At 63.8% G+C, this 20,090-nt stretch carries 17 protein-coding genes; 4 read left to right on the top strand and 13 right to left on the bottom strand.

From position 1 onward, the window contains the following. Position 1: 1 nt before the first annotated feature. From M4J40_RS09310 to M4J40_RS09290, 5 genes are all read right to left on the bottom strand, one after another. Positions 2-1,321, bottom strand: a complete 1,320-nt coding sequence (locus M4J40_RS09310; RefSeq protein WP_251753811.1) for a nitrous oxide reductase family maturation protein NosD — start codon at positions 1,319-1,321, stop codon at positions 2-4. Between the two features lie 9 nt (positions 1,322-1,330). Further along, positions 1,331-3,244, bottom strand: coding sequence for a TAT-dependent nitrous-oxide reductase (nosZ, locus tag M4J40_RS09305; protein ID WP_251753810.1), 1,914 nt, complete (start codon positions 3,242-3,244; stop codon positions 1,331-1,333). Positions 3,245-3,267: 23 nt separating this feature from the next. Then, positions 3,268-5,517 (bottom strand): NosR/NirI family protein, encoded by a 2,250-nt coding sequence (locus M4J40_RS09300; RefSeq protein ID WP_251753809.1) that lies wholly within the window; start codon positions 5,515-5,517, stop codon positions 3,268-3,270. A gap of 101 nt (positions 5,518-5,618) precedes the next feature. Then, positions 5,619-6,797, bottom strand: a complete 1,179-nt coding sequence (locus M4J40_RS09295; RefSeq protein ID WP_251753808.1) for an NnrS family protein — start codon at positions 6,795-6,797, stop codon at positions 5,619-5,621. Between the two features lies 1 nt (position 6,798). Further along, a complete protein-coding gene (locus M4J40_RS09290) occupies positions 6,799-7,227 on the bottom strand; it encodes a pseudoazurin (protein ID WP_251753807.1) in 429 nt (142 codons plus the stop codon). A 233-nt stretch (positions 7,228-7,460) separates the two neighbouring features. Between M4J40_RS09290 and M4J40_RS09285 the strand changes: the two genes are divergently transcribed. From M4J40_RS09285 to M4J40_RS09270, 4 genes are all read left to right on the top strand, one after another. Next, positions 7,461-8,588 (top strand): GNAT family N-acetyltransferase, encoded by a 1,128-nt coding sequence (locus M4J40_RS09285; RefSeq protein WP_251753806.1) that lies wholly within the window; start codon positions 7,461-7,463, stop codon positions 8,586-8,588. Between the two features lie 74 nt (positions 8,589-8,662). Beyond that, positions 8,663-9,622 (top strand): aldo/keto reductase family protein, encoded by a 960-nt coding sequence (locus M4J40_RS09280; protein ID WP_251753805.1) that lies wholly within the window; start codon positions 8,663-8,665, stop codon positions 9,620-9,622. Positions 9,623-9,671: 49 nt separating this feature from the next. Then, on the top strand, positions 9,672-11,309 hold the full coding sequence (locus M4J40_RS09275; RefSeq protein WP_251753804.1) for an FAD-dependent oxidoreductase: 1,638 nt from the start codon (positions 9,672-9,674) through the stop codon (positions 11,307-11,309). After that, positions 11,306-12,055, top strand: a complete 750-nt coding sequence (locus tag M4J40_RS09270) for a WecB/TagA/CpsF family glycosyltransferase (protein WP_251753803.1) — start codon at positions 11,306-11,308, stop codon at positions 12,053-12,055. The genes M4J40_RS09275 and M4J40_RS09270 overlap by 4 nt, the downstream gene beginning before the upstream one ends. On the opposite strand, the gene M4J40_RS09265 is transcribed toward M4J40_RS09270, so the two are convergent. From M4J40_RS09265 to M4J40_RS09230, 8 genes are read right to left on the bottom strand one after another with little or no spacing between them, the layout of a single operon-like run. Continuing rightward, on the bottom strand, positions 12,018-13,244 hold the full coding sequence (locus M4J40_RS09265; RefSeq protein WP_251753802.1) for a glycosyltransferase: 1,227 nt from the start codon (positions 13,242-13,244) through the stop codon (positions 12,018-12,020). The genes M4J40_RS09270 and M4J40_RS09265 overlap by 38 nt on opposite strands. After that, the gene (locus M4J40_RS09260) at positions 13,241-14,128 is read right to left on the bottom strand and encodes a glycosyltransferase family 2 protein (protein ID WP_251753801.1); all 888 of its coding nucleotides are present in this window, start codon (positions 14,126-14,128) and stop codon (positions 13,241-13,243) included. Before M4J40_RS09260 ends, M4J40_RS09265 begins: the two co-directional genes overlap by 4 nt. Next, positions 14,125-15,405, bottom strand: a complete 1,281-nt coding sequence (locus tag M4J40_RS09255) for an O-antigen ligase family protein (RefSeq protein ID WP_251753800.1) — start codon at positions 15,403-15,405, stop codon at positions 14,125-14,127. The genes M4J40_RS09260 and M4J40_RS09255 overlap by 4 nt, the downstream gene beginning before the upstream one ends. After that, complete coding sequence (locus M4J40_RS09250; RefSeq protein WP_251753799.1) at positions 15,402-16,646, bottom strand: lipopolysaccharide biosynthesis protein; 1,245 nt, start codon at positions 16,644-16,646, stop codon at positions 15,402-15,404. The genes M4J40_RS09255 and M4J40_RS09250 overlap by 4 nt, the downstream gene beginning before the upstream one ends. After that, a complete protein-coding gene (locus tag M4J40_RS09245; RefSeq protein WP_251753798.1) occupies positions 16,643-17,353 on the bottom strand; it encodes a polysaccharide deacetylase family protein in 711 nt (236 codons plus the stop codon). Before M4J40_RS09245 ends, M4J40_RS09250 begins: the two co-directional genes overlap by 4 nt. Next, a complete protein-coding gene (locus M4J40_RS09240) occupies positions 17,343-18,005 on the bottom strand; it encodes a sugar transferase (RefSeq protein WP_251753797.1) in 663 nt (220 codons plus the stop codon). The genes M4J40_RS09245 and M4J40_RS09240 overlap by 11 nt, the downstream gene beginning before the upstream one ends. Next, a complete protein-coding gene (locus M4J40_RS09235) occupies positions 18,002-19,099 on the bottom strand; it encodes an endo-1,4-beta-xylanase (protein WP_251753796.1) in 1,098 nt (365 codons plus the stop codon). The genes M4J40_RS09240 and M4J40_RS09235 overlap by 4 nt, the downstream gene beginning before the upstream one ends. Beyond that, complete coding sequence (locus M4J40_RS09230) at positions 19,100-20,089, bottom strand: UDP-glucuronic acid decarboxylase family protein (protein ID WP_251753795.1); 990 nt, start codon at positions 20,087-20,089, stop codon at positions 19,100-19,102. It lies immediately after the preceding gene. Between the last annotated feature and the right edge of the window lies 1 nt (position 20,090).

Genomic DNA, 20,090 nt, shown 5'->3' with positions numbered 1-20,090 from the left:
GTCATTTCTCCCCGGCGGGAACAAAACCGACCGTGAAAGGGGTGGCGAGCGGGCGCGGTCCAGCGCCTTCGGGCGACATCAGCGGATGACTGTCGATGACGCCACCGGGCAACAGACCGGGAAAGCGCGATTGCGCCCAGCGGATCAGTTGCACGGCCGGCGAACCGAGAAGCAACCGAGCCATCGGCTGCCCCCATATCAACAGGTCCACGGTATCGTTGGGGCGATAGGGGCTGTCGGCCATACCGTCACCGTCGAGATCGAAGGCGACGTGATCGGACCAGTAGTTGCCACGCGTCCCGTCCGTCTGGCCGGCAACCTTGGGGATACCGCTCCACTCCAGCCAACGGGTGCCGACGTATTTTACCTGGGTGCGATTGCCGATGAAGGCATTGCCCGTCAACACGTTCTCCGAAGCGCCACCGGTCAGATGGATGCCGATGTCGCATCCCTCCAGGCGGTTGCCCTCGAAGCGATTGCGTACGGCGCCGTAGACGAACAGACACTTCTCACCGCCGTCGCGGACTTCGTTGTGAAGAAGAACGGAACCGTTCACCGAATTCAGAAACAGACCGTGGGTCGCATCTCCTACCGACAGGTTGTCGGTCGCAGTTACGTTGCGCGAGAACATGAAGGCAAAGCCCAGGGCATTGCCGCGCGACAGATTGTTCTCAAGTACGATGTCGTTGGCGTACATCGAGTGGAAGGCGAAGCGCAGCTCCTGCATGCGGTTGAAGCGATAGCGCGCCTTCATCGACGTCGACACGAAGATACCATCGCGGCCGCGACGGATGTCGTTGTGTTCGACGAGAAGACCGGGCGCGTTCCAGACATAGATGCCGGAGCCCATTTCGGCGCGGTGGAGATCGGTGCGACCGACGATGGTATTGCCGCGCACCGTGGCGTCGATGGCGCCCTGAACGTCGACGCCGATCAGATTCAGGACGATGCGGTTGTTCTCGACCAGAGCGCGGCGCGTTCCCTTGGCCAGCGCTATGCCGCTGTCCAGCTTGTCGAGCTTGCGACCCGAGCCGGTGACATAGAGCCCCTTCAGGGTCACATCATCGGCTTCTACCGAAACGACCGTACCTTCGCCGTTGCCGACGATACGGCTGTCACGATCACCGATCAGCGTCAGCGGCTTATCTATGACGACAGGGCCATCATATCGGGTGTTGCCGAGCCGGAGGACATCCCCCGGCGCGGCGGTTCGGATGGATTCACGAAGTGCGCCCACCCCAGGCCCCACGGCGACCTCTGCCGCGCCGGCGGAGCCGGTGCAACAAAGAACAACCGCGGCGAGGAGATGGAGCGCCTTCATGAACAAACCTCAGGCCGACTTGGGCTTCACCAGCATGCGGCCGCGCATCTCCATGTGGAGCGCGTGGCAGAACCACTGGCAGTAGAACCAATGCACGCCCGGCCGGTCGGCGGTGAACGTCACCGACGCGGTCGCCTGCGGCGCCACTTCCATGGCAACGCCATAGTTGGAGATGGTGAAGCCGTGGGTGAGGTCTTCCACGTCATCGAGGTTGGTGACGTAGACAGTGACTTCGTCGCCCTCGGTCACCTCGAAGCTTTCGAGGCCGAAGGCCGGCGCCACCGACGTCATGTAGACGCGCACCTTGTTGCCGTCGCGGATCACCGTGCTGTCGGCTTCCAGGTCGACGCCATCGACCTTGGCCTGCGCGACGGCGTCGGCGAAGAACGGATCGTCGCGCTTCCACACCGCCAGCGGGTTGACGATGTCGGCGCGCACCAGAATGCTGTCGTGCGGCTCGGCAAAGGTCGGGCTGTCGTGTACCAGCTTCATCTCGTCGCCGGAGATATCGATGAGCTGCTCGTTCTCCGGCTTGAGCGGACCGACGTTGAGATAGCGGTCCTTGGAGAACTTGTTCATCGACACCAGCCACTTGCCGTCGGCATCCTTGGTTTCGCCCATGGAGGTCGAGTTGTGGCCGGGCTGGTATGCGACATCGATCTTCTGCACGATCGGGTCGACCTTCTCGCCCTTGTAGGCGCGAATGGCCTTCTCGATGTCCCACTTCACCATCTGGCTGTCGAGGAACAGCGTCGTATAGGCGTGGCCACGGTTGTCGAAGGCGGTATGGAGCGGACCGAGGCCCAGTTCCGGCTCGCCGACGACGCAGGAACGCGGATCGGCATTCTCCTTGAACAGCGGCGCGACCTTGTCGACATCGATGATCGAAACCGTCGGCGACAGCTTGCCGTTGATCATGATGTACTTGCCGTCCGGCGAGGCGTTGACGCCGTGCGGACTGTTGGGGATCGGCACGTAGCGGGTGTACTTGGAGTTCTTGCCCTTGCGCCCGTCGAGCACCTTGGCGCCGTTGAGCTCCTGATAGTCGCCTGCGGCGACGCCCGCCTCGATCGCCTTGATGTCGAAGATGACGACATGGTCGGTCTCGTTGGCGGTCATCTCGGCGAGGTTGACGCCCATTTCCGAGTTGTAGGAGGTGGAGAAGGCGTAGTTGCCCTTGTAGTCGGTGTTGGTGTTGTCGAGGTTGCCCGACACGATCACCTGCCAGGCGACCTCCATCTTGTCGCCGTCGACGGCGGTGAAGATGTTCACGTACTGCTTGGGATCGTCGAGGATCGTTCCATCGTTGACCAGCGGCGCCTCGTGTTCGCCATTGGCGAAGATGTAGCCCGTGCGGGGATACTTCTGAGGCCGCATGCCGTGGATGTCGGACGCGTTGGGAATCTCGAGGATCTTGTCGCAGCGCATCACGTCGCAGCGCACGCGGGCGATCCGCGTGTTGGCCTTGTCGTTCATGAACAGGTAGCGACCGTCATACGTGCCTTCGGTGTAGGACATGTGCGGATGATGCAGGTCGCCATTCTGGTAGGTGCGCAGACCGCGCTTGGCCAGGAACTCCTTTGTCTCCGGCAGCAGCCCCTCGGTCAGGACCTTCATGCTTTCGTTGGTCATGCCCCAACCGGTGGCCGAGCAACGGTTGAACACCGGCACGCGCATCAGCTCGCGCATCGACGGCACGCCGAGGATGCGCAGCTCGCCGGTCTGACCGGACGACCAGAAGCCGTAGTATTCATCGAGTTCGCCGGGCTTCACCTCGACCTTGTTCGTCGACTCCGCCGCCTTGGTGCTGCCGGTGGCCATCAGGCCGCCGACGGCCGATGCCGCCACGCCGGCGAACACCGCCGTCTTGGCCGTGCCGCCCAAAAGCGACCGGCGGGACAGATTATGCGTCTCTTCAGTCATATCGCTCTCCTCGGTTTTCTTTTTCAGGCTTGCGCCGAACCGCCCACTTCGCTCCGGACGGCAGAGTTGCCTCCGGATGCTGCTGCCCCCGTCTGGGCGAGACCGTTCTGGCGTTCGAAGCGCTCCCGCTTGCGCAGTTTGCCAACCACCACCGGGCAGCGGGTCGTGCTGCGGTAGAGCACCTGGCAGTGCAGGCAGGAGACGCATTCGTTGGGGTTGATCTCACCCGTCGGGTGGATCGCCTGCACCGGACAATCGTGGGCGCAGGTCTGGCAGGGATTGCCGCACTCGCGGTAGCGCTTCAGCCAGCGAAACATGTGCAGCCGGGCCGGGATGGCAAGGCCGCCGCCAAGCGGGCAGACGTAGCGGCAATAGAAGCGCTCGATGAACAGGCCCGGCGCAAGCATGGCCAGTGCAAACAGCACGTAGGGCCAAGGGCGATCGAACTTCAGGATGATCGCCGTCTTGAAGGGCTCGACCTCGGCATAATGCTCGGCCATGTCCAGCGAATAGAAGGAGATGCCGAGAAGACCGAGGAAGATCATGTATTTGATCGGCCAGAGACGCTCGTGCAGCCCCCAGGGCAAGCGTATCTGCGGTATGCGCAGCCAGCGCGCGATCTGGTTGGACCATTCCTGCAAGGCGCCGAACGGGCACAGCCAGCCGCAATAGGCGCCCCGGGCCCAGAACAGCAGCGCCGTCGCCACCGCGAACCACAGGATGAAGATCAGCGGATCCATCAGGAAGGTTTCCCAACGGAAGTCGCTGACCAGAGCCGACAGGACGGCGAGCAGGTTGACGACCGAAAGCTGGGCGTTGGCGTACCAGCCAATGAAGACCAGCGTGAAGGCGAGATAGCTGAGCCGGATGATCCGGAACACCCGCTCGTTCTTCGTCGCAAAGGTCTGGAAGAAGAAGATACCGGTCAAAGCTGCCAACGCGGCGACGAGAATGGCAACCTCGGTACGCTTGGCTTCCCAGATGCGGAGCCACAGGCGGTCGCGGGCCGGCATCTCGTCGACCGAATCGACCTCCGCTGCGGGCGTCGCGGCTGGCGCGGACACGGTGGGAGCCGGTTTCGGCTGAACAACGAGATAGCTGGGCGGCAGCGTGTAATCGACGTCGTAGGTCAGAAACAGCTTGTCGATGGCGCCGACGGCCCGCGAGACCAAGAGTTGCAGCCGCCAGGGGTCCGCCGGGTCGAATCCGGTCCCCTTGGGAATGACGAAGAGATCCATCTCGGTGAAGGTTGGCGCATCTGAAGGCGCCATGCGGACGACGCGCAGATGGTCCTTGTCGCGAAAGCGGATGGTTGTCTCACCCTGCAGAAGCGTGATGCGGTCGAAGATGCCGCCGCGCACGTAGCCGGATCCCTTGAAGGACCAGTTTCCCGTGCTGGCCACGAAGATCGCCTCTCCATCGTCGCCGAGCCGGCGCGTCAGGTTGGCATAGGCGGCATCTCCAAGGAGGGTGCGACCGATCGATGGCTGGCTGGCCAGCCCGACGTAAATGTCGATGTAAGGATCGGTGTCGGCGCCAGTCTCGCCATGGGAAGCGGCACGCGGGTCACCCTGCTTTTCGAAGGCGGCGTTGATCTCGGCGACCGACATGCTGAACCGACGGATCGATCCGTCGCCGGTCAGCGTCGTCCAGTCGCTGACCACGTCCTTGCTGCGATCGACCGTCTTCTGGTCCATAGCGGGGGCGGCGCCGACTGCCTCGAAGCCTTCGAGGCCGAGCGAGCGCGCGGCCTTCAGCCCAGACCGGCGGACCGAATCGTCGATCACCATGATCGTCACGGTGGCGCCCGAGACGATATCGAGGTCGTGGGCCGGGCCGTCCGCCTCGCGCTTCAGATCGAGACCGGTGTATTTCTCGATCACCGCGGTGATCTTGGCCTCGGGAATGCCGACCAGGACGATAGGCTCCGAATGCTTGACAAGGCGGACACCGGTGATCACCGCGCTGTCGTCCACACCAACAAGAATATGGATAGGCTTGCCGGAGTAACCGGTTGCCGGCACGAAATCGGTGTTGAGGAACACCCAGCCGATGCGCTTCCCCGCCTTGAGTATTGGCGCGGCCGGCAAGTCGTCACGAACAGGGCCATAGGCATCCGCCCCGGAGGCCAGATCGGAAGGAGCTACCTTGCCAAGGAAATCGGTGAGACTGGCTGCTTGGGAAGGCATGGCCAGGAGCGCCAGGGCAACTGCCAGGCAGAAGGCCGCTACAAACCTGACAAGCCAGGGCGTCGCTGTATCCGTCGGTCTCATCTCGCCCCTCCACGGAATCGCGCGAACATGAACTATGCCATCATGTTTTCATGAGACGGCATGAACCTTCGTTGCGCTGGCACAAATTCGATTGATGTAGATCACAAGGCTTTGTCGGCTCGCGGCCCGACGAGCGTGCGGAGGTAGCCGATGGCGAAGGCCAGGAAAGCCGTCGCCCAAAGCGCTCCAGCGCAGGCGACGAGGTGGTAATAGGCGTTGCCTGCATAGGGTGCCGCCATGCGCACCAAAGCTCCCGCCGATACCAAGGCGTAGATTGCCACCTCAAGCTTGTCGGCGGCAAGCGGCCGGCCGGTGTGGCCTCGGCTCACGCGCGTCATCACGCCGAGCACGGTCAGGCCAACGCTGCCTGCCGTCCAAAGATGCAGAGCGGCGGCAGGGTCGATGACTGCCGGCCAAAGGATGGCCAGTGCTTCAACGACGAAGCCAACGGCGATCGAGGCAATCGCGACATGCAGCACCAGCAGCAGCGGTTCGCGCCGCGTGGCAAGTCCCCTCCAGCGGGTCAGCCTCGCCGCCGTCATCAGCCCGGCAAGCCCAAGCGCGAGGGCCGTACCGGACCCATCCGGCACGATCGTCCACGCCACGAAGGCAAACCCGGCAACACCCATTGCAGCGGCATCAAAGCGGTCGAAGGGCACGGGCAGCCTGGTTTCGCCGCGTGCCTTCAGCCAGTTGCGGGTAAAGGCGGGAGTGATGCGCCCACCCATTAGGAGGATGAGCATCAACACCGCCGACAGAGCGGCCCGGATGGAGACGCCGGCAAGGCCGTTGATAGCGGCCTCGGCATGGAAGCCGGCATCGGCCAATGCCAACATGAGAATGAGACCGACAACCCTGAGGTTCCGCCAGTTGCCGGCCAACACGATCTCGCGGCCAAGCACGGCAGCAAGCGCCAAGGGAAAAGCCAGGTCGATCACCGCCGCTGTGGTCGGCCCAATCAGGGTCGACACGGAAACAGCGATCCGGCCGACGAGCCAAACCAAGGCCAGGATGGCAAGTGGTCGGCCGGCCAGGGTGGGCCGGCCCGTCCAGCTTGATACGGCGGTCAGCGTGAAGCCGGCGATGATCGGCGGCAGGCCGCCGAACAACATGGCGTGGATATGCCAATCGCGAGGGGCGAAGGCGGTGGGCAGCTCGACGTGCCCCATGTAGAGGGGCACCCACAAGAGAATCGAGCCGGCCATCCATAGTGCCGCCAGCATGAAGAATGGCCGGAAGGCACCTGAAAGAAAGTGCGAACGCCCCACAGTGTCGGCCATATCAGAGGCTGCCGAGCAGTTCTTTGAACAGCTTGCCAGCCTTGCCAGGGTTCTTCGCCGCCTTGGCCGCCTCGAGATTGGGGGCCGGATCTCCCACGACCACGACGCCAACCATGCCCATGACGTAGTGCGGCTTGCACTTGACGCCGTAGACGCCCGGCTCGGTGAACGTCACCGTGAGGTCCTTGCCGATCTTGCCCTCGAAGGGCTGGGCGCCCTCGGGCAGCATGCCCGGAACGCTCTGGGCGTCATGCCCCGGGTCGGTGGCGACGAAAGTCACGGTATCGCCCGGCTCGACCTTCACGAGGTCCGGCTCGAAGACCATCATGCCCTTGGCGCCCTTGTTGAGCATCTTCACCTGAACGTCGGCGGCGGTGGCCGGAAGGATCGCGAGGGCGAGAGCGGCAGTCGCGAGGAGGAGAGTTTTCATTTTTTCAGCCTCGTTTGTGGATTCTGCCGCTCATATTAATGGACTCTGTCTCTCCGAACGTTGCGAAAACGCAAACTGCGGCCCCATGACTCCACTTTCTCAAATGCCGCTCCGCTGAACGGCCATGCGTTGGCTGGCCCTTGGCGGCGTGCGCTTGGTAAATGATTTCATTGTCGTTCCCGATGACTTGGTATGCGCTATAGTGTCGCCGTCAGGGACAGGCAGAGGTGGGAATGGCGCGCTCGGGAGGCAAGTGGATCGTCGAGATCCATGACAAGGTCGATCATCTGGAGGCCGAGTGGTCGGCGCTCGTCGGTCAGCACAATGCGACCCCTTTTCAAAGCCATGGCTTCACGCGCCTTGTCCTTCGGCAACTCGCCACAAACAACCAGGCCTCCCCGATCGTAGCTTTGGTGCGCTCACGTGATGGCCGTCCCGTAGCGCTCTTCGTGATGATGCGATCGCGCCGCCACGGTCTGCGCTGGCTTCTGACCGAAGCCCGGCCGATCGACTACTGCGCCCCCATGTTCGACAGTTCGCTCGAGGAAGCGGACCTTCCGGACATTGTCCAAGCCGTGCTTGCGGCGGTTCCCGGCGTCGACCTTCTCTACTGCAATCGGATGCCCGAGCGGTTCGAAGGTGGCCCCAACCCATTTGTTCGAGTGCCCAATGCGGCTCGCCTGCGGCTCTCCGCCTGGAAGCTCGAACTGGCGGGCCGCAGTGCGGAGGAAGTCGTCACCGCCCGCCCCGCAAGTTTTCGAGCCAATCTCCGCCGCCGGACACAAAAGCTCGCCCAGACGCACCGGCGCGCCTTCTCCCTGGCGATTGGAGACGCGATCGAAGAGGCCGACATTGCTGCGTTCAGGGAACTGAGGGCGACCAGTACCGAGGAGAAGGGGCGCGTCGACATACTCACACAGGAGGAGTGGTCGGACATCTACCTCGACCTTTTGAAAGGAGTAGGCGGGACGTGCCGAGGCTGGCTTTCGAAACTCACGGCTGACGGCGAACCCATCGCCTATCTCTTCGGAATCCTTCAGGGGCGCTGCGTCGTGGCGACGCTGCCCGCCTCGAAGATGGGAGATTGGAAACCCTACTCGCCTGGGCTTCAGCTGTTTTCAGACACGATCGAGCATTTTCGAGCCGCCGGATACGACTGCTTCGACCTTTCCATCGGCGACATGGACTACAAGCGCCGGTTCGGTTGCGAGGAAGTCGCGCTTTACGACGCACTCTTTCCCAAGACCGTCGCGGGTCGCGCCTACTATCTTCTGTGGCGGCTCAAGGTGGCCGTCCGCGCCCGCCTGAAACCCCTCGCCGAGGCCCACGCGACCGCGGGCAAGGTCACCAAACCCACCTGAGCCCCCAAGGATCGGTTGACGTGTCAAATCGACCGTCGCACGGTCCGAGGCGGCTTCATTGGAGATTGCGTGCGATGCGAAGGATCGTCATTCCGGGGACGGACATCAGGACGTCGCCAATCGGCATGGGGTGCGCCTCGCTTGGCTCGCGCATCTCGCCGGCACAAGGTCGGCGCATGCTGGAAGCGGCCTTCGAGCAGGGTGTCACCTGGTATGACGTCGCGCCATCCTATGGCGCAGGGCGCGCGGAAGACATCCTGGCGCCTTTCGTCGCCGCCCATCGCGACAGCCTGTTCATCTGTTCCAAGGCCGGCCTCGTGCCGCCGAAGAACAACGGACTGATGCGGCTTGCCTACGATCTCGGACGCCCACTGGTTTCGGTGGCGCGCGGGCTGTCGCGTCGCTTCCGGGCGATCAAGGCGACGCGAAACCGGCGCGTCGCACTCAGCAGCGATTTCCTCGAAGCGTCGATTGCCGCGTCGCTCAAGCGGCTGCGCATCGACCACCTCGATGTCTTTGCCCTGCACGATCCCGATCCGGCCGATCTCGAACGCGATGATGTCCTCCGGGCTCTTGAGCGAATTGTTGCGCGCGGCCAGGCCCACCATATCTCGATGGCCGGATCTCTCGACGCGGCGCTTCCGGCGGCGGCTAAGCCCATCTTCACCTTCTTCCAACTGGCGGACGATCCGGACAATCGGCAACTGCCGGTGCTCCGGGCCGCCCTCGCGCGACCGGCGGGCCTTGTCACCCATTCGGTACTCGGGGTCGGCGGCGCTCGATACCGAATGATAAACCGGCTAAAGACAAGGCCCGACCTTGTCGCGGAAGCCGAGGCCGGTGGCTATCGAAGCCGACCGGAGGAGATTGCCACGGCGCTGCTCATGCGGCGGGCCTTTGCCGTCAATCCCGACGGCGTGGTGCTCTCGTCCATGTTTTCCGCCGGCCATCTCGCCGACAACATTCGGCATGCCGCCGAACCACCGGATGCGACCGCGGCGCTCTTGGCCGAGAGAATTCTGTCCGCCCCTTGACGCCACCTACACCGCCGCCGATAGCTCTGGGGAAAGAAGGGAACTACCTTTGATCTCAGCATCCCTGAAAACGCCTCCAATCACCGATCATGATATCTGCATCATCGGGTCCGGTCCGGCGGGCCTCGTGCTGGCGCTCGAAATGGCGCGCCGGGGCAAGCGGGTGCTGGTGCTGGAATCAGGCTCCAGGCACCCCGATCGCTTGCAGCAATCCCTGTCCGACGCCGACATCGTCGATCCCGCGCGACACGACGACATGTCGATCGCCGTTTCCCGGCAGCTGGGCGGCACGTCCAACCTCTGGGCCGTCAGATGCCAGCCGTTCGATCCCATCGACTTCGAGCCTCGCCCCTGGTTCGTCGATGCGACCTGGCCGATCGGATACTCAGATCTCGCTCCCTATTACGACAAGGCCGTCGACTATCTCTCGGCCGGTGCCAACGTGTTCCGGGCGCCGATCGCCGGCATCGACATCGCCGACGAAGCCGTGGACTACACGCGCCTCGAACGCTTTTCTCGTATCGCGGCCGTTCAGACGGCGCATGCGGAGGAGATCGAACGGTCCAACTTGATCGACGTTCGCCTCAACGCCACGGTCGTCGACATGACCTACGAGCACGGGCGTATCGTTGGCTTGACGGTCGCCGACCGTGACGGCACACGCCACCCTCTGCCGGTGAAAGCCGTCGCGCTCGCCGCCGGCGGGCTCGAGAGCACGCGCCAACTGCTCGTGTTCCAGCGCAAGCATCCGGAACTGTTCGGCGGTACGGATGGACCACTCGGCCGATACTACATGGGGCATGTGATCGGCGAAGTGGCCGACATCACCTTCGCTTCCGATGCCCTCGACGTGGCCTATGACTTCTATATCGACGAGCACGGCTCCTATGCCCGACGTCGGTTGATTCCGGCGGACTCGGAACAGAGAAGCCATCGTCTTCCCAACGTATCCTTCTGGCCGGTGGTGCCGCCGGTGGCCGACCCCCGCCACAAGAGCGGGCTCCTGTCGGCGGTCTGCTTTGCCTTTGCGCTGAAGCCGATCGGTCGGCTGGTCATCGCCGAAGCCATTCGCAAGAGGCACATTCCCGACGACCTCGCCATCTGGCCGCATGTCGTCAACATCGTTCGAGACCTGCCGCGCGCGGCCCTAAGCCTGTCGACCTTTCTCTACCGGCGCTATATCGCCAAGCCGCCGATGCCGGGCTTCTTCGTGCGCAACGCGGCGCGGCGCTACGGCCTCTCCTACCACTCCGAACAAAGCCCGCAGGCAGACAGCCGAGTGGTGCTCGGCGACGACTTCGACCGGTTGGGCGTGCCGAAGCTCAGGATCGACTATCGCTTTGCCCGGGCCGACGCCGAGGCGATCTGGCGCGCCCACGAGCACCTGGCCCAATGGCTGGAGCGCACGGGGACCGGCCATCTCGAATACCGCCAGCCGCCAGAAGAGACGGTCGACGCCATCCTGGCGATCGCCGCGCATGGCACGCACCAGATCGGAACGGCGCGCATGGCATCCAGCCCCCAAGATGGCGTCGTTGACGAGAACCTGCGCTGCTTCGGCGTCGACAACCTCTACGTCGTGAGCTCGGCGGCCTTCCCGACATCGGGTCAATGCAATCCGACGCTCAGTATCGCAGCGCTTGCGGTGCGGCTTGCCGACCACCTTTGCGACGAGGAACAACCTTGACCGATGTCCGGAACTTCCTCGGCTTCGCATTCAGCACTGGGCCGATCGACGACATCGTCCAGCTGATCGTCACCGCCGCTCGCGGAGAGCGGACCACCGTGCTGGTGACGCCGAATGTCCATCATGTCGTCGCCCTCGACCGTCAGTTGCCGCCCGAAACCGTCGCCACCTACCACTCGGCCGACCTGTTTCTGTGCGACAGCAAGGTGCTCGGACGTCTTGGCCGCTGGAGCGACCTTTCCCTGACACCTCGAACAGGCACCGATCGGGTGGCCGACGTTCTGGCGGCACCGGGCAATCGCGATCTGCTCATTGCGATGGCCGGCCCAACAACGAGCCAGGCCGAAGCCATGGCCGCCCGCTTTCCGGACTGGCGTTTCCAGTTGATCGAAACGCCCGCTCGACTGGTACCGGGCACCAAGGAGTGGGCCGACGCCGTCACGAGTGCGGCGCAGGCCGACTGGCAGATCCTGCTCGCCTGTCTGTCGTTTCCCAAGCAGGAGCTGTTCGCCGCCAACGTAAGGGCCGCGCGGCAAGACAAGGGTGGCGTCATTCTCTGCGTCGGCGCCGCTGTCGATTTCCTGAGCGGCACACTTCCTCGTGCGCCTGACAGCTGGCAGAAATTCGGCCTCGAATGGTTGCATCGGCTCCTGTCGGAACCACGCCGCCTTTGGCGCCGCTATCTCGTCGACGGTCCCAAAGTGTTCCTCATCTATCTGAGACAGCGCCGCTCCGGTTCGCTCTGACGGCATCGGCCACGGCCTCCCGGTAGCGGGCGATCGTTCTCTCCGGAGCGAGGCGTTCGTAGAGAACCTCCGAAGAGGCGGCGATCCTGGAGCGATAAGTAGCGTTGTCCTCGACGAGCCTCACGAGGCCGGCGGCGATGTCAGACGCGTTGCCCGGACGAACGCCGACTCCCACATCGAGATCGTCAAGATAGCCATCGATGCCCGACCCCAACGTATGCAGAATGGGGGTGCCCGAAAACAACGCCTCCAGGTAGACCATGCCGAAGGTCTCCTGGTGAGATGGCAGAGCCATGGCGAGCGTTTCGCGGAGATAGTCGAGCAAAGCGTCATGCGGCATGAAGTCACGAAGCACCGCGCGCCCTTCGAGACCCTGGGCCGCAATCAAGGCTTTCACACGAGCCTGCGCCTCCTCCGGGCCTTCGCCGATCACCTCAAGTCTGACGCCCGGCAATCGGTCGCGAACGCTCGCAAAGGCGGCTATCAACTCCGGCAACCCCTTCTTGTCGATCGCCCGCAGCGACATCGGGCATACGATGACCGGTCTCGGCGTCGCCGGCTCGATGACAGCCGTTGCGTTGAAGACGATGTTGGGCAGCAGGTCGGTTTTTCGACGATCGACGCCGGTATAGCGTTCGAAGCCTTCGCGATACCAGGCTGACACGTGATAAATCCTGGCGGCGTCACGGGCGATACGGCGGAACAGCGGGCGATATGTCGGCTTGGAGCGAAACACCTTTCGCTCCACCTCGCCACGCATCGAACAGAAGAGTGCGGCCTTGAAGCGGCGGGCGAGGAGCCAGCCGGCGATACCTTCGAACGTGAATCGATGGGTGTGCACGACGTCGGGCTGGATCCGTTCCGCCGCCAGAAAACGACCGATGCGACGAGCCACGGCAAACTGGCAAGCCGCCATGCCGATACCGAAGGGTGGCGCGAAATAGCGATAGACGATCAGCCGCCGTCCCTGGAAATCGCCAAAATCGCGCCACTCCACACGGCGAGGATCGACGACGCGCTGCAGGGATACGACCACCTGGGGAAGGTCCGTCATGCGATCGACGAGCCGAACCACCGCGTCGGTGATCGGCGGAGGGCGGATGGGGTCGAGATAGTCGGAAGAAATATGCAGGATCGTCGGCCGACGGCCACCTTCCATTTTCAGCCCGTCGTTTGTTTCAACACTCATCCCCATGCCGCCATCGGTCGCGATCCGATGACGCCCTTGAGCTTGCCGATGTTGGTGGCAACGCGCTTTCCGTAGCGGAATGCCCGTGGCCGGTCGAATGGCCGCAGCGCCAGCCAAAGACCGGCACCGATCGCGACCTTGAGGAGAGCATCGAGAGTGAAAGCGGTCGCGGCGGCCCTGCTGCCTTGTCTGAGGCGTGTCTCGGCATAGATCTGGCCGCCCCGAACGGCGCGACGAAGGGCATATGCCGTCGTTGCCCGCTCGGAAGGAATCTCCTCGTAGGCGCGCGCGCGGTTGGTCACCACCATGCGGTGCCCATTGGCGGCAAAGCGCAGGAAGAAGTCATGATCCTCGCCGCCCGAACGGCCGAAGGCGGGGTCGAAGCGCAGCTCGCCGAGCGCCGAACGCCGGATCAGCGTGTTGCCGGTGCGACCGTTCGGATGCTGACGACCATCTTCGTCCCACTTCCAATCCTGGAAAAGCGGATCGGCGGCAACGAACCAGGCCGGCGTTCCCTCGGGATAGCGCGGAAAGACGGGCCCGAACACCGCATCGGCGGCAAAGTCCCGGGCGGCAGAAAGATGGCCTTCGAGCCAATCCGGTTCCACCGTCTCGTCGTCATCGACGAAAATGAGCCAGTCGCCGGCCGCCGCGGCCAGGCAAGCATTGCGGGCATACGAGACGTTGCCGGCCCCGACGGGAAGGACGCAAATCGGCAAACCGGTATTCCAACCGGCAATAAGCCGGACCACCGCGCCGTCGCGCGTGTCGTCGGCGATGATCACTTCGACGGTTTCGCCCTTGGGAACGCGCGCCTTGGCGATGCTGTCCAGCGTGGACAACAGGAATGGGCGCCCCATGCTGGCGATGAGAACGGAGATCAAGTCAGCGACCTCCCGTTACGAAGCGCCACCGCCGAGGCCATCATCAGCATCAGGAGCACGTTCGACGTGGTCGTGCCATGCAGCCAATCGGTCTCGAACAGGTTCTGCCATAGCATGTAGAGAAGACATGACGTCATCAGAAAGCCCGCGCCGACATCGCGGTCGACCAGGCGGTCGATCCACCATGCGACCATCATGATGATGGAGAGAAACAAGGAGACGGCGATCAGTCCGCCTTCGAGCGCCATGTCGATGTAACCGTTGTGGGAGTGCGGGGCGCGAGCGATGAAGGTGTCGGTCATCTTCGTTGCCGGAGATGCCGGCCCTATACCCCAGAATGACTGGAACCCCCAACCGGTCATTGGCCGCTCCGCGATCTGGGAGGCCGAGAACTTCCAGAGATCCGTTCGCCCGGTGAAGCTCGGGTCTCCACTCACCACGCGCGATATGTCTCGATAGTCGAAGCCCGGCACGCCGCCGCTCACGAAAAAGGCCGCCGGGATGGTCAGGACGACCATGAGGATCGGCAGTGCGATCCGGAGACGACGGCGCGTCGCGACGGCAAAAAGGGCCGCCGGAGGAACCAGCAGCAGAAGGCCGAGCGACGTCTTGGACTCGCTGATCAGCAGCAGACCAAGGATCGCCGGCAGGCACAGAAAGCCCGCCACCCGGATACGGTGGTCGGCGCGCGTCAAGGCGAAGATTGCGAACAGCCCGGCGATGGTGGCGTTGGCGCCGAGGGTGTTCTTGTGGGTGTAGATGCCAGGAAAGCCGATCGATGTCGTATGCACGACGGCGACCGAGGCGACGTTCACGGCAACAGCGGTCACCGTCACCCAGAACATCGGCCTCAGGATGTCGTCCAGGCGGTCGGCAAGCAAGACCGCCGGTATCAGGCTGATCAGCAGGAGAACATAGAGCGAGAGTCGGGTCAGAACCGTCGCCGGGACAAGCGCCCACGCGGACGTGAGCGCCAGATATCCGAAGAAGGCGACCAGCAGACAGGAGCCCAGCAGCCGGAGGCGACCGATCCGGTGGCGCTCGGCGATCAGCAGGATCACCGCGAGAGCCGCAAGGCCCGGAAAGAAAAGGCGGTTGAGCAACGCCGGCTGCGCCTCGGCAACCGGGCCGGAAGACAGGTCGGCCGGCACGTAGCCGCGCGCATAGATCAGCGGCCACACCAGCATGAGATAGGCGAGATCCATCGCTGGAAGCAGCGCGGCGAGCCGACGACGATAGCCTTGCCCGATACCTCCATGGACGACGGCGTCGCTCACGAGACACCGCCTTCCCGGGCCGCGCCAACAGCAGACGATCGCAGGTCACGCAGCGTCAGACCGCCGAAAACCACAAATTCCAGAAGCGCCACGCCGGCAAGGCCAAGCGCCGCAACAGAGGCGTCGAGCCCGACCGACAGCAGCCCGAAGACAAGAAGCGGCGCCACCACCGCGCCGACGAATCCGACGATGGCAAGGGCGCGGAACTTGCGGCGGGCCTCCATCAGTGCCGCCATGACCGACGTCTGGCCGACGACCAGGGCATAGAGCCACCAGCAGACGAGGTTACCGGCCATGTCGCCATAGCGGTCGCGGAAGGCGTAGGCGTCGATATAGGGCCAGGCCATCCAGAGAAACAGACCGTAGAGGATCGCGGCCCCCGCCGTGATCGCCATCCCGGAACGAAGCAGCCTAAACACCGAAGCAACCTCGCCTCTTGCCAGTTCCTCCACCATGCGCGGTCGGGCGACGCGGCACCAAGCCGTTCCGACGAGCAACAATGGCGACACGCCAACACGACCGGCGTTGAGCATGCCGAGCGCCGCGGCGTCGCGCATCCGTTCCACCAGGAAGACATGGCTGCGCGACATGACTTCGTTCTGAAGCGCCCCCTGCAAGGCCCAGCGCGTATCCTTCCAAACGCTCCGGTAGGCGGAGAGATGAGACGACAAGCTTCGGAAATCGGCCTTGAGGTTGAAACGACAGCAGACAAAGGACAGGCTGTTCCCAGCAGACAGGCCAGCGAGAGTGGCCGTGGCGGGCGGCAGGACTTGCCAGAACGCGACGGCGAACGCCACCGTCGCCGCCAGGGCAATCGCATCATAGATCAGCGTGAGGTGGACGCTTCCCTTCACCACCATGAGATTGCGAACATATTCGCGGATCATCAACGTACCGAAATAGGCGATCGCAGCCAGCGACAGCGGCAAGTCGGCGCCGATGACGGCGGCGAGACCGAGGCCTGCCGGCACCACCAGAAGAGTCAGCGCCAAATTGGCCGAGGTAAGCATCGACAGAGCCGCGTCCGCCTCTTCCTGCTCCCGTCCGGGGAGAAGGTAGTTGAGCGGCATGACGATGAGAGCATTCTGCGCCGAGGCGGCGAAGAAGCTGCCCGCCAGAAGAAAGGCGAAGCGGCCGAACTCGTCGGGTGTGGCAAAGGCGATGAAGGCGAGGTTCAGCAGCAGGTTGAAGGCGCTGTTCAGGGCCTGATCGACAAGAGAGATGAAAACGGCGCGCTTCATGGCACACCGGCAAGGGTTCTCAGACGCACCGATAGGGGGCGCAACCGGCAACGGGCCGCGTCGGACCAGTTGCCCCGACGGCTGGCCACGGCGCGCAGCGCCGCCTCGTTCCCCGTCTTCAGCATGTTGCGCGGCTTGATTGCCACCGAGGCCAGGGCAAGGCCTGGCCGGCATGTATGCACCTCCCGAAAGCCCATGGCGAACAGATGATCGAGGATGCGGGCGTCGAAGCGACCGAAGGGCGGGGCCACGATGTCGACCGGCCGTCCCAGGATCCCCTCCAGAGCAGCGCGCCCTTCACTAACATCGTCGATGAACTCCCGCTCGGATATCGCGGTCCAGTCCAGATGGCCCGCGCCGTGGACACCGATTTCCATACCGAGTGCATCGAGCGCGTGGAGATCGCCGGCAGAGAGACGGCCGGGACGACCGAGAAAACGGGTCGGCACGAAAAAGGCCCCGACGATGCCCTGCCTGACAAGCCAGGGGGCCAGCAATTCGACATCCGAGCGAAATGCGTCGTCGCTCGTAACCCGTAGCCGCGCCCCGGACCTGCGGCTCATCTCGACAAGCGTATCGAGCAGGGGCTCCGCACTCGAAAACGGCATCCAGGACTGCAGTTCGTCGCCCCGCGCATCCGGCTCTTCGGAAAGATCATGCACGCCTATGATCAACTCGAAACGCGCTTCGTCGCGCTCAACCGCCATCTCTCACCTCCGGCTTCAATGACGGCCACCAAGGCAGGATTGTCGCGAGGAGAATGCGAAGATCGAGACCGAAGGTCCAGTCCTCGATGTAGCGGAGATCCCGAGAGACTCGGGCGGCCATGGACTCATGCGTCGGCGTCGGCCCGCGGTGACCCGTCACCTGAGCCAGGCCGCTCATGCCCGGACGGACGGCGTAACGGGTCATGTAGCCGGGAATGGTCTTGCGATACTGCTCGTCGAGCGCCAGCGGGTGCGGGCGCGGGCCGATCAGCGACATGTCACCCTTGAGGACATTGAAGAGCTGCGGCAGTTCGTCGATGCTGGTCCGGCGGAGAATGTTGCCCAGGCGGGTGATGCGCGCATCGCCTACCGTCGCCTGGCGGAAGACCTCGCGGCTGGCCGTCGCCGTCATTGTCCGGAACTTGTAGATACGGAAAATTCTCCCGCCGAGACCATGGCGATCCTGTGGAAACAGGACCGGACCGGGACTGTCGAGGCGGATCAGCACGGCGACGAACATCAGCAATGGCGCCAGCAGGATCAGGCCACCCGCCGCGCCCAGAATGTCGAACGTGCGCTTCATCCAGGACTGGACGGCCGCCGGACGGGCAATCGCGGAGAGGTCGGTTTTGTCGTCGATGAGGTCTGTCATGTCGGGTGCCGGGTCTGGGTCGAAGCGAAGAGGGAGGCGAGCGTGTCTCGCAGCGGCGCCGATCTGTAGGCGTCGTCGTAGGGCAGTCCCTGGTTGTCGACCATGTCGGGCCCACGGTTGCGGAGCCAGCTGTCGTCGTCGGACAGCCCCCAGGTCACCACGCCTGCGAGGGCCGGGCTGTCGAAAGCCACGGAGAGCACCTTCTCTGCCTCGGCGGCAGCGCGAAGGCGGCGCCTGGAGATCGACCGACCGCGCGCGTTCGGCGCCTCGGTAACGTCCAGCTCGGTGATGCTGATATTCAGGCCAAGGTCTTCGATCCGTTTGAGAAAGCGGCGAAAAACGCTGTCATCAAAATGAAGTCGCGTGTCGAGATGGCACTGCATGCCGAGCCCATGAATGGGCACGCCCGCCTTGAGCAACCGTTCAAGCAACCCAAGCATGCCGGCTCGACGCCGCTCCTGCCATTCTTCGGCATAGTAGAGATGATCGTCGTTGAGGTAGAGCCGCGCCAGCGGTGCCGCCTCCTCCGCGAGACGAAATGCCTCGGCGACATAGTCCGAGCCAAGCATCGCATAGAAGGGAGTGCGTCGCATGAAATCCGCGCCGCCGTCATACGGCTCGATCGCTTCATTGACCACGTCCCACTCGAAGACCGCATCACGATAACGGCCTGCCACCGCCGTGATATGCGGCGCAACGAAGCGTCGCCAGTCGGCCGCCGTCGACAGACGCTCGGCGCCTGCCGGCAAGTGCTCGTGCCAGATCAGCGCATGGCCTCGCAGACGTTTACCGCGCTTCGCCGCACTGGCGACGATGGCATCGCAAGCGCGGTAATCCGGCACATCGCCCAGGGTGGGCACAAGCGCGCCCCACTTCATCTGCCACGTGGGTACCCACACCGAACACTCCCCATCGAAGAGGCGAAGATGAGGGCCTGCGTCGGAGACATCATCACGCGTTACCGCCGAACCGAAGTAGCGACCCGACCGGGCGGCCAGCTCGCCCAGCCCGACCGTCTGCGCCGACGCAAGCGCCGATGGGGCAAACGGAAGTCCCGCGAAAGCGGCAAGCAGGGAGCGGCGGGTGAACGACATTCAGGTAACCCGCTGAGTTGTGGAGCGATCGCCGGAGGATTGATCCGACACGATCTCGCGGAAATAAGTGATGGTCGGTCCAAGGCCGGCCTCCAGGGAGATGGTCGGTCTCCAGTCGAGCAGACGTTCGGCCTTGGAAATATCCGGGCGTCGACGACGAGGATCGTCGGACGGCAGCGGCAGATGGCTGATCGAGGATTGCGAACCGGTCATCGCGACCACCATCGCGGCAAGCTCCGTCACGCTGAACTCGCCGGGATTGCCGAGATTGACGGGCGTACGGACGTCACTTTCCATGAGGCGTACAAACCCCTCGATGAGATCATCGACGTAGCAGAAGGACCGCGTCTGCGATCCGTCGCCATAGATGGTGATCGGCTGGCCCTGCAACGCCTCGACGACGAAGTTGGAGACCACCCGGCCGTCCTCGGGCTGCATGCGGGGCCCGTAGGTGTTGAAGATGCGGGCGATGCGTGTGTCGACGCCCTTCTCCGCCGCATGGGCGTGGAACAGGGCCTCGGCGGCCCGCTTGCCCTCGTCGTAGCAGGCGCGCTCGCCAAAGGAGTTGACGTTGCCCCAATAGTCCTCCCGCTGGGGGTGAACCAGCGGATCTCCATAGACCTCGCTGGTCGAGGCAAGCAGCGCTCTGGCCCCGGTGCGCATGGCGAGATCCAGCACATTGAAGGTACCCAGAAGGTTGGTCCTGAGCGTGGTGACCGGGCTCTCCTGATAATGGGGCGGCGAAGCCGGGCAGGCGAGGTGATAAATCTCGTCGACCCGCAAATCGGGAAGCCGATCGGCGACATCTGCCTCGATCAGCTCGAAGTCTGGATTCGATACCTGATGGCGGTGGTTGAGACGGCTGCCCGTGTGGAAGTTATCGAGGCTGATGACCTTGCGTCCGTCTCGGAGCAGGCGATCGCAAAGATGACTACCCAGGAAACCGGCCCCTCCGGTGACGAGAACCGTCTTCTGACAGGATGAGCGCATT

Source organism: Pleomorphomonas sp. JP5, assembly GCF_023721815.1.
Taxonomy (GTDB): Bacteria; Pseudomonadota; Alphaproteobacteria; order Rhizobiales; family Pleomorphomonadaceae; genus Pleomorphomonas.
This window is presented reverse-complemented; position numbering and strand designations above follow the sequence as displayed.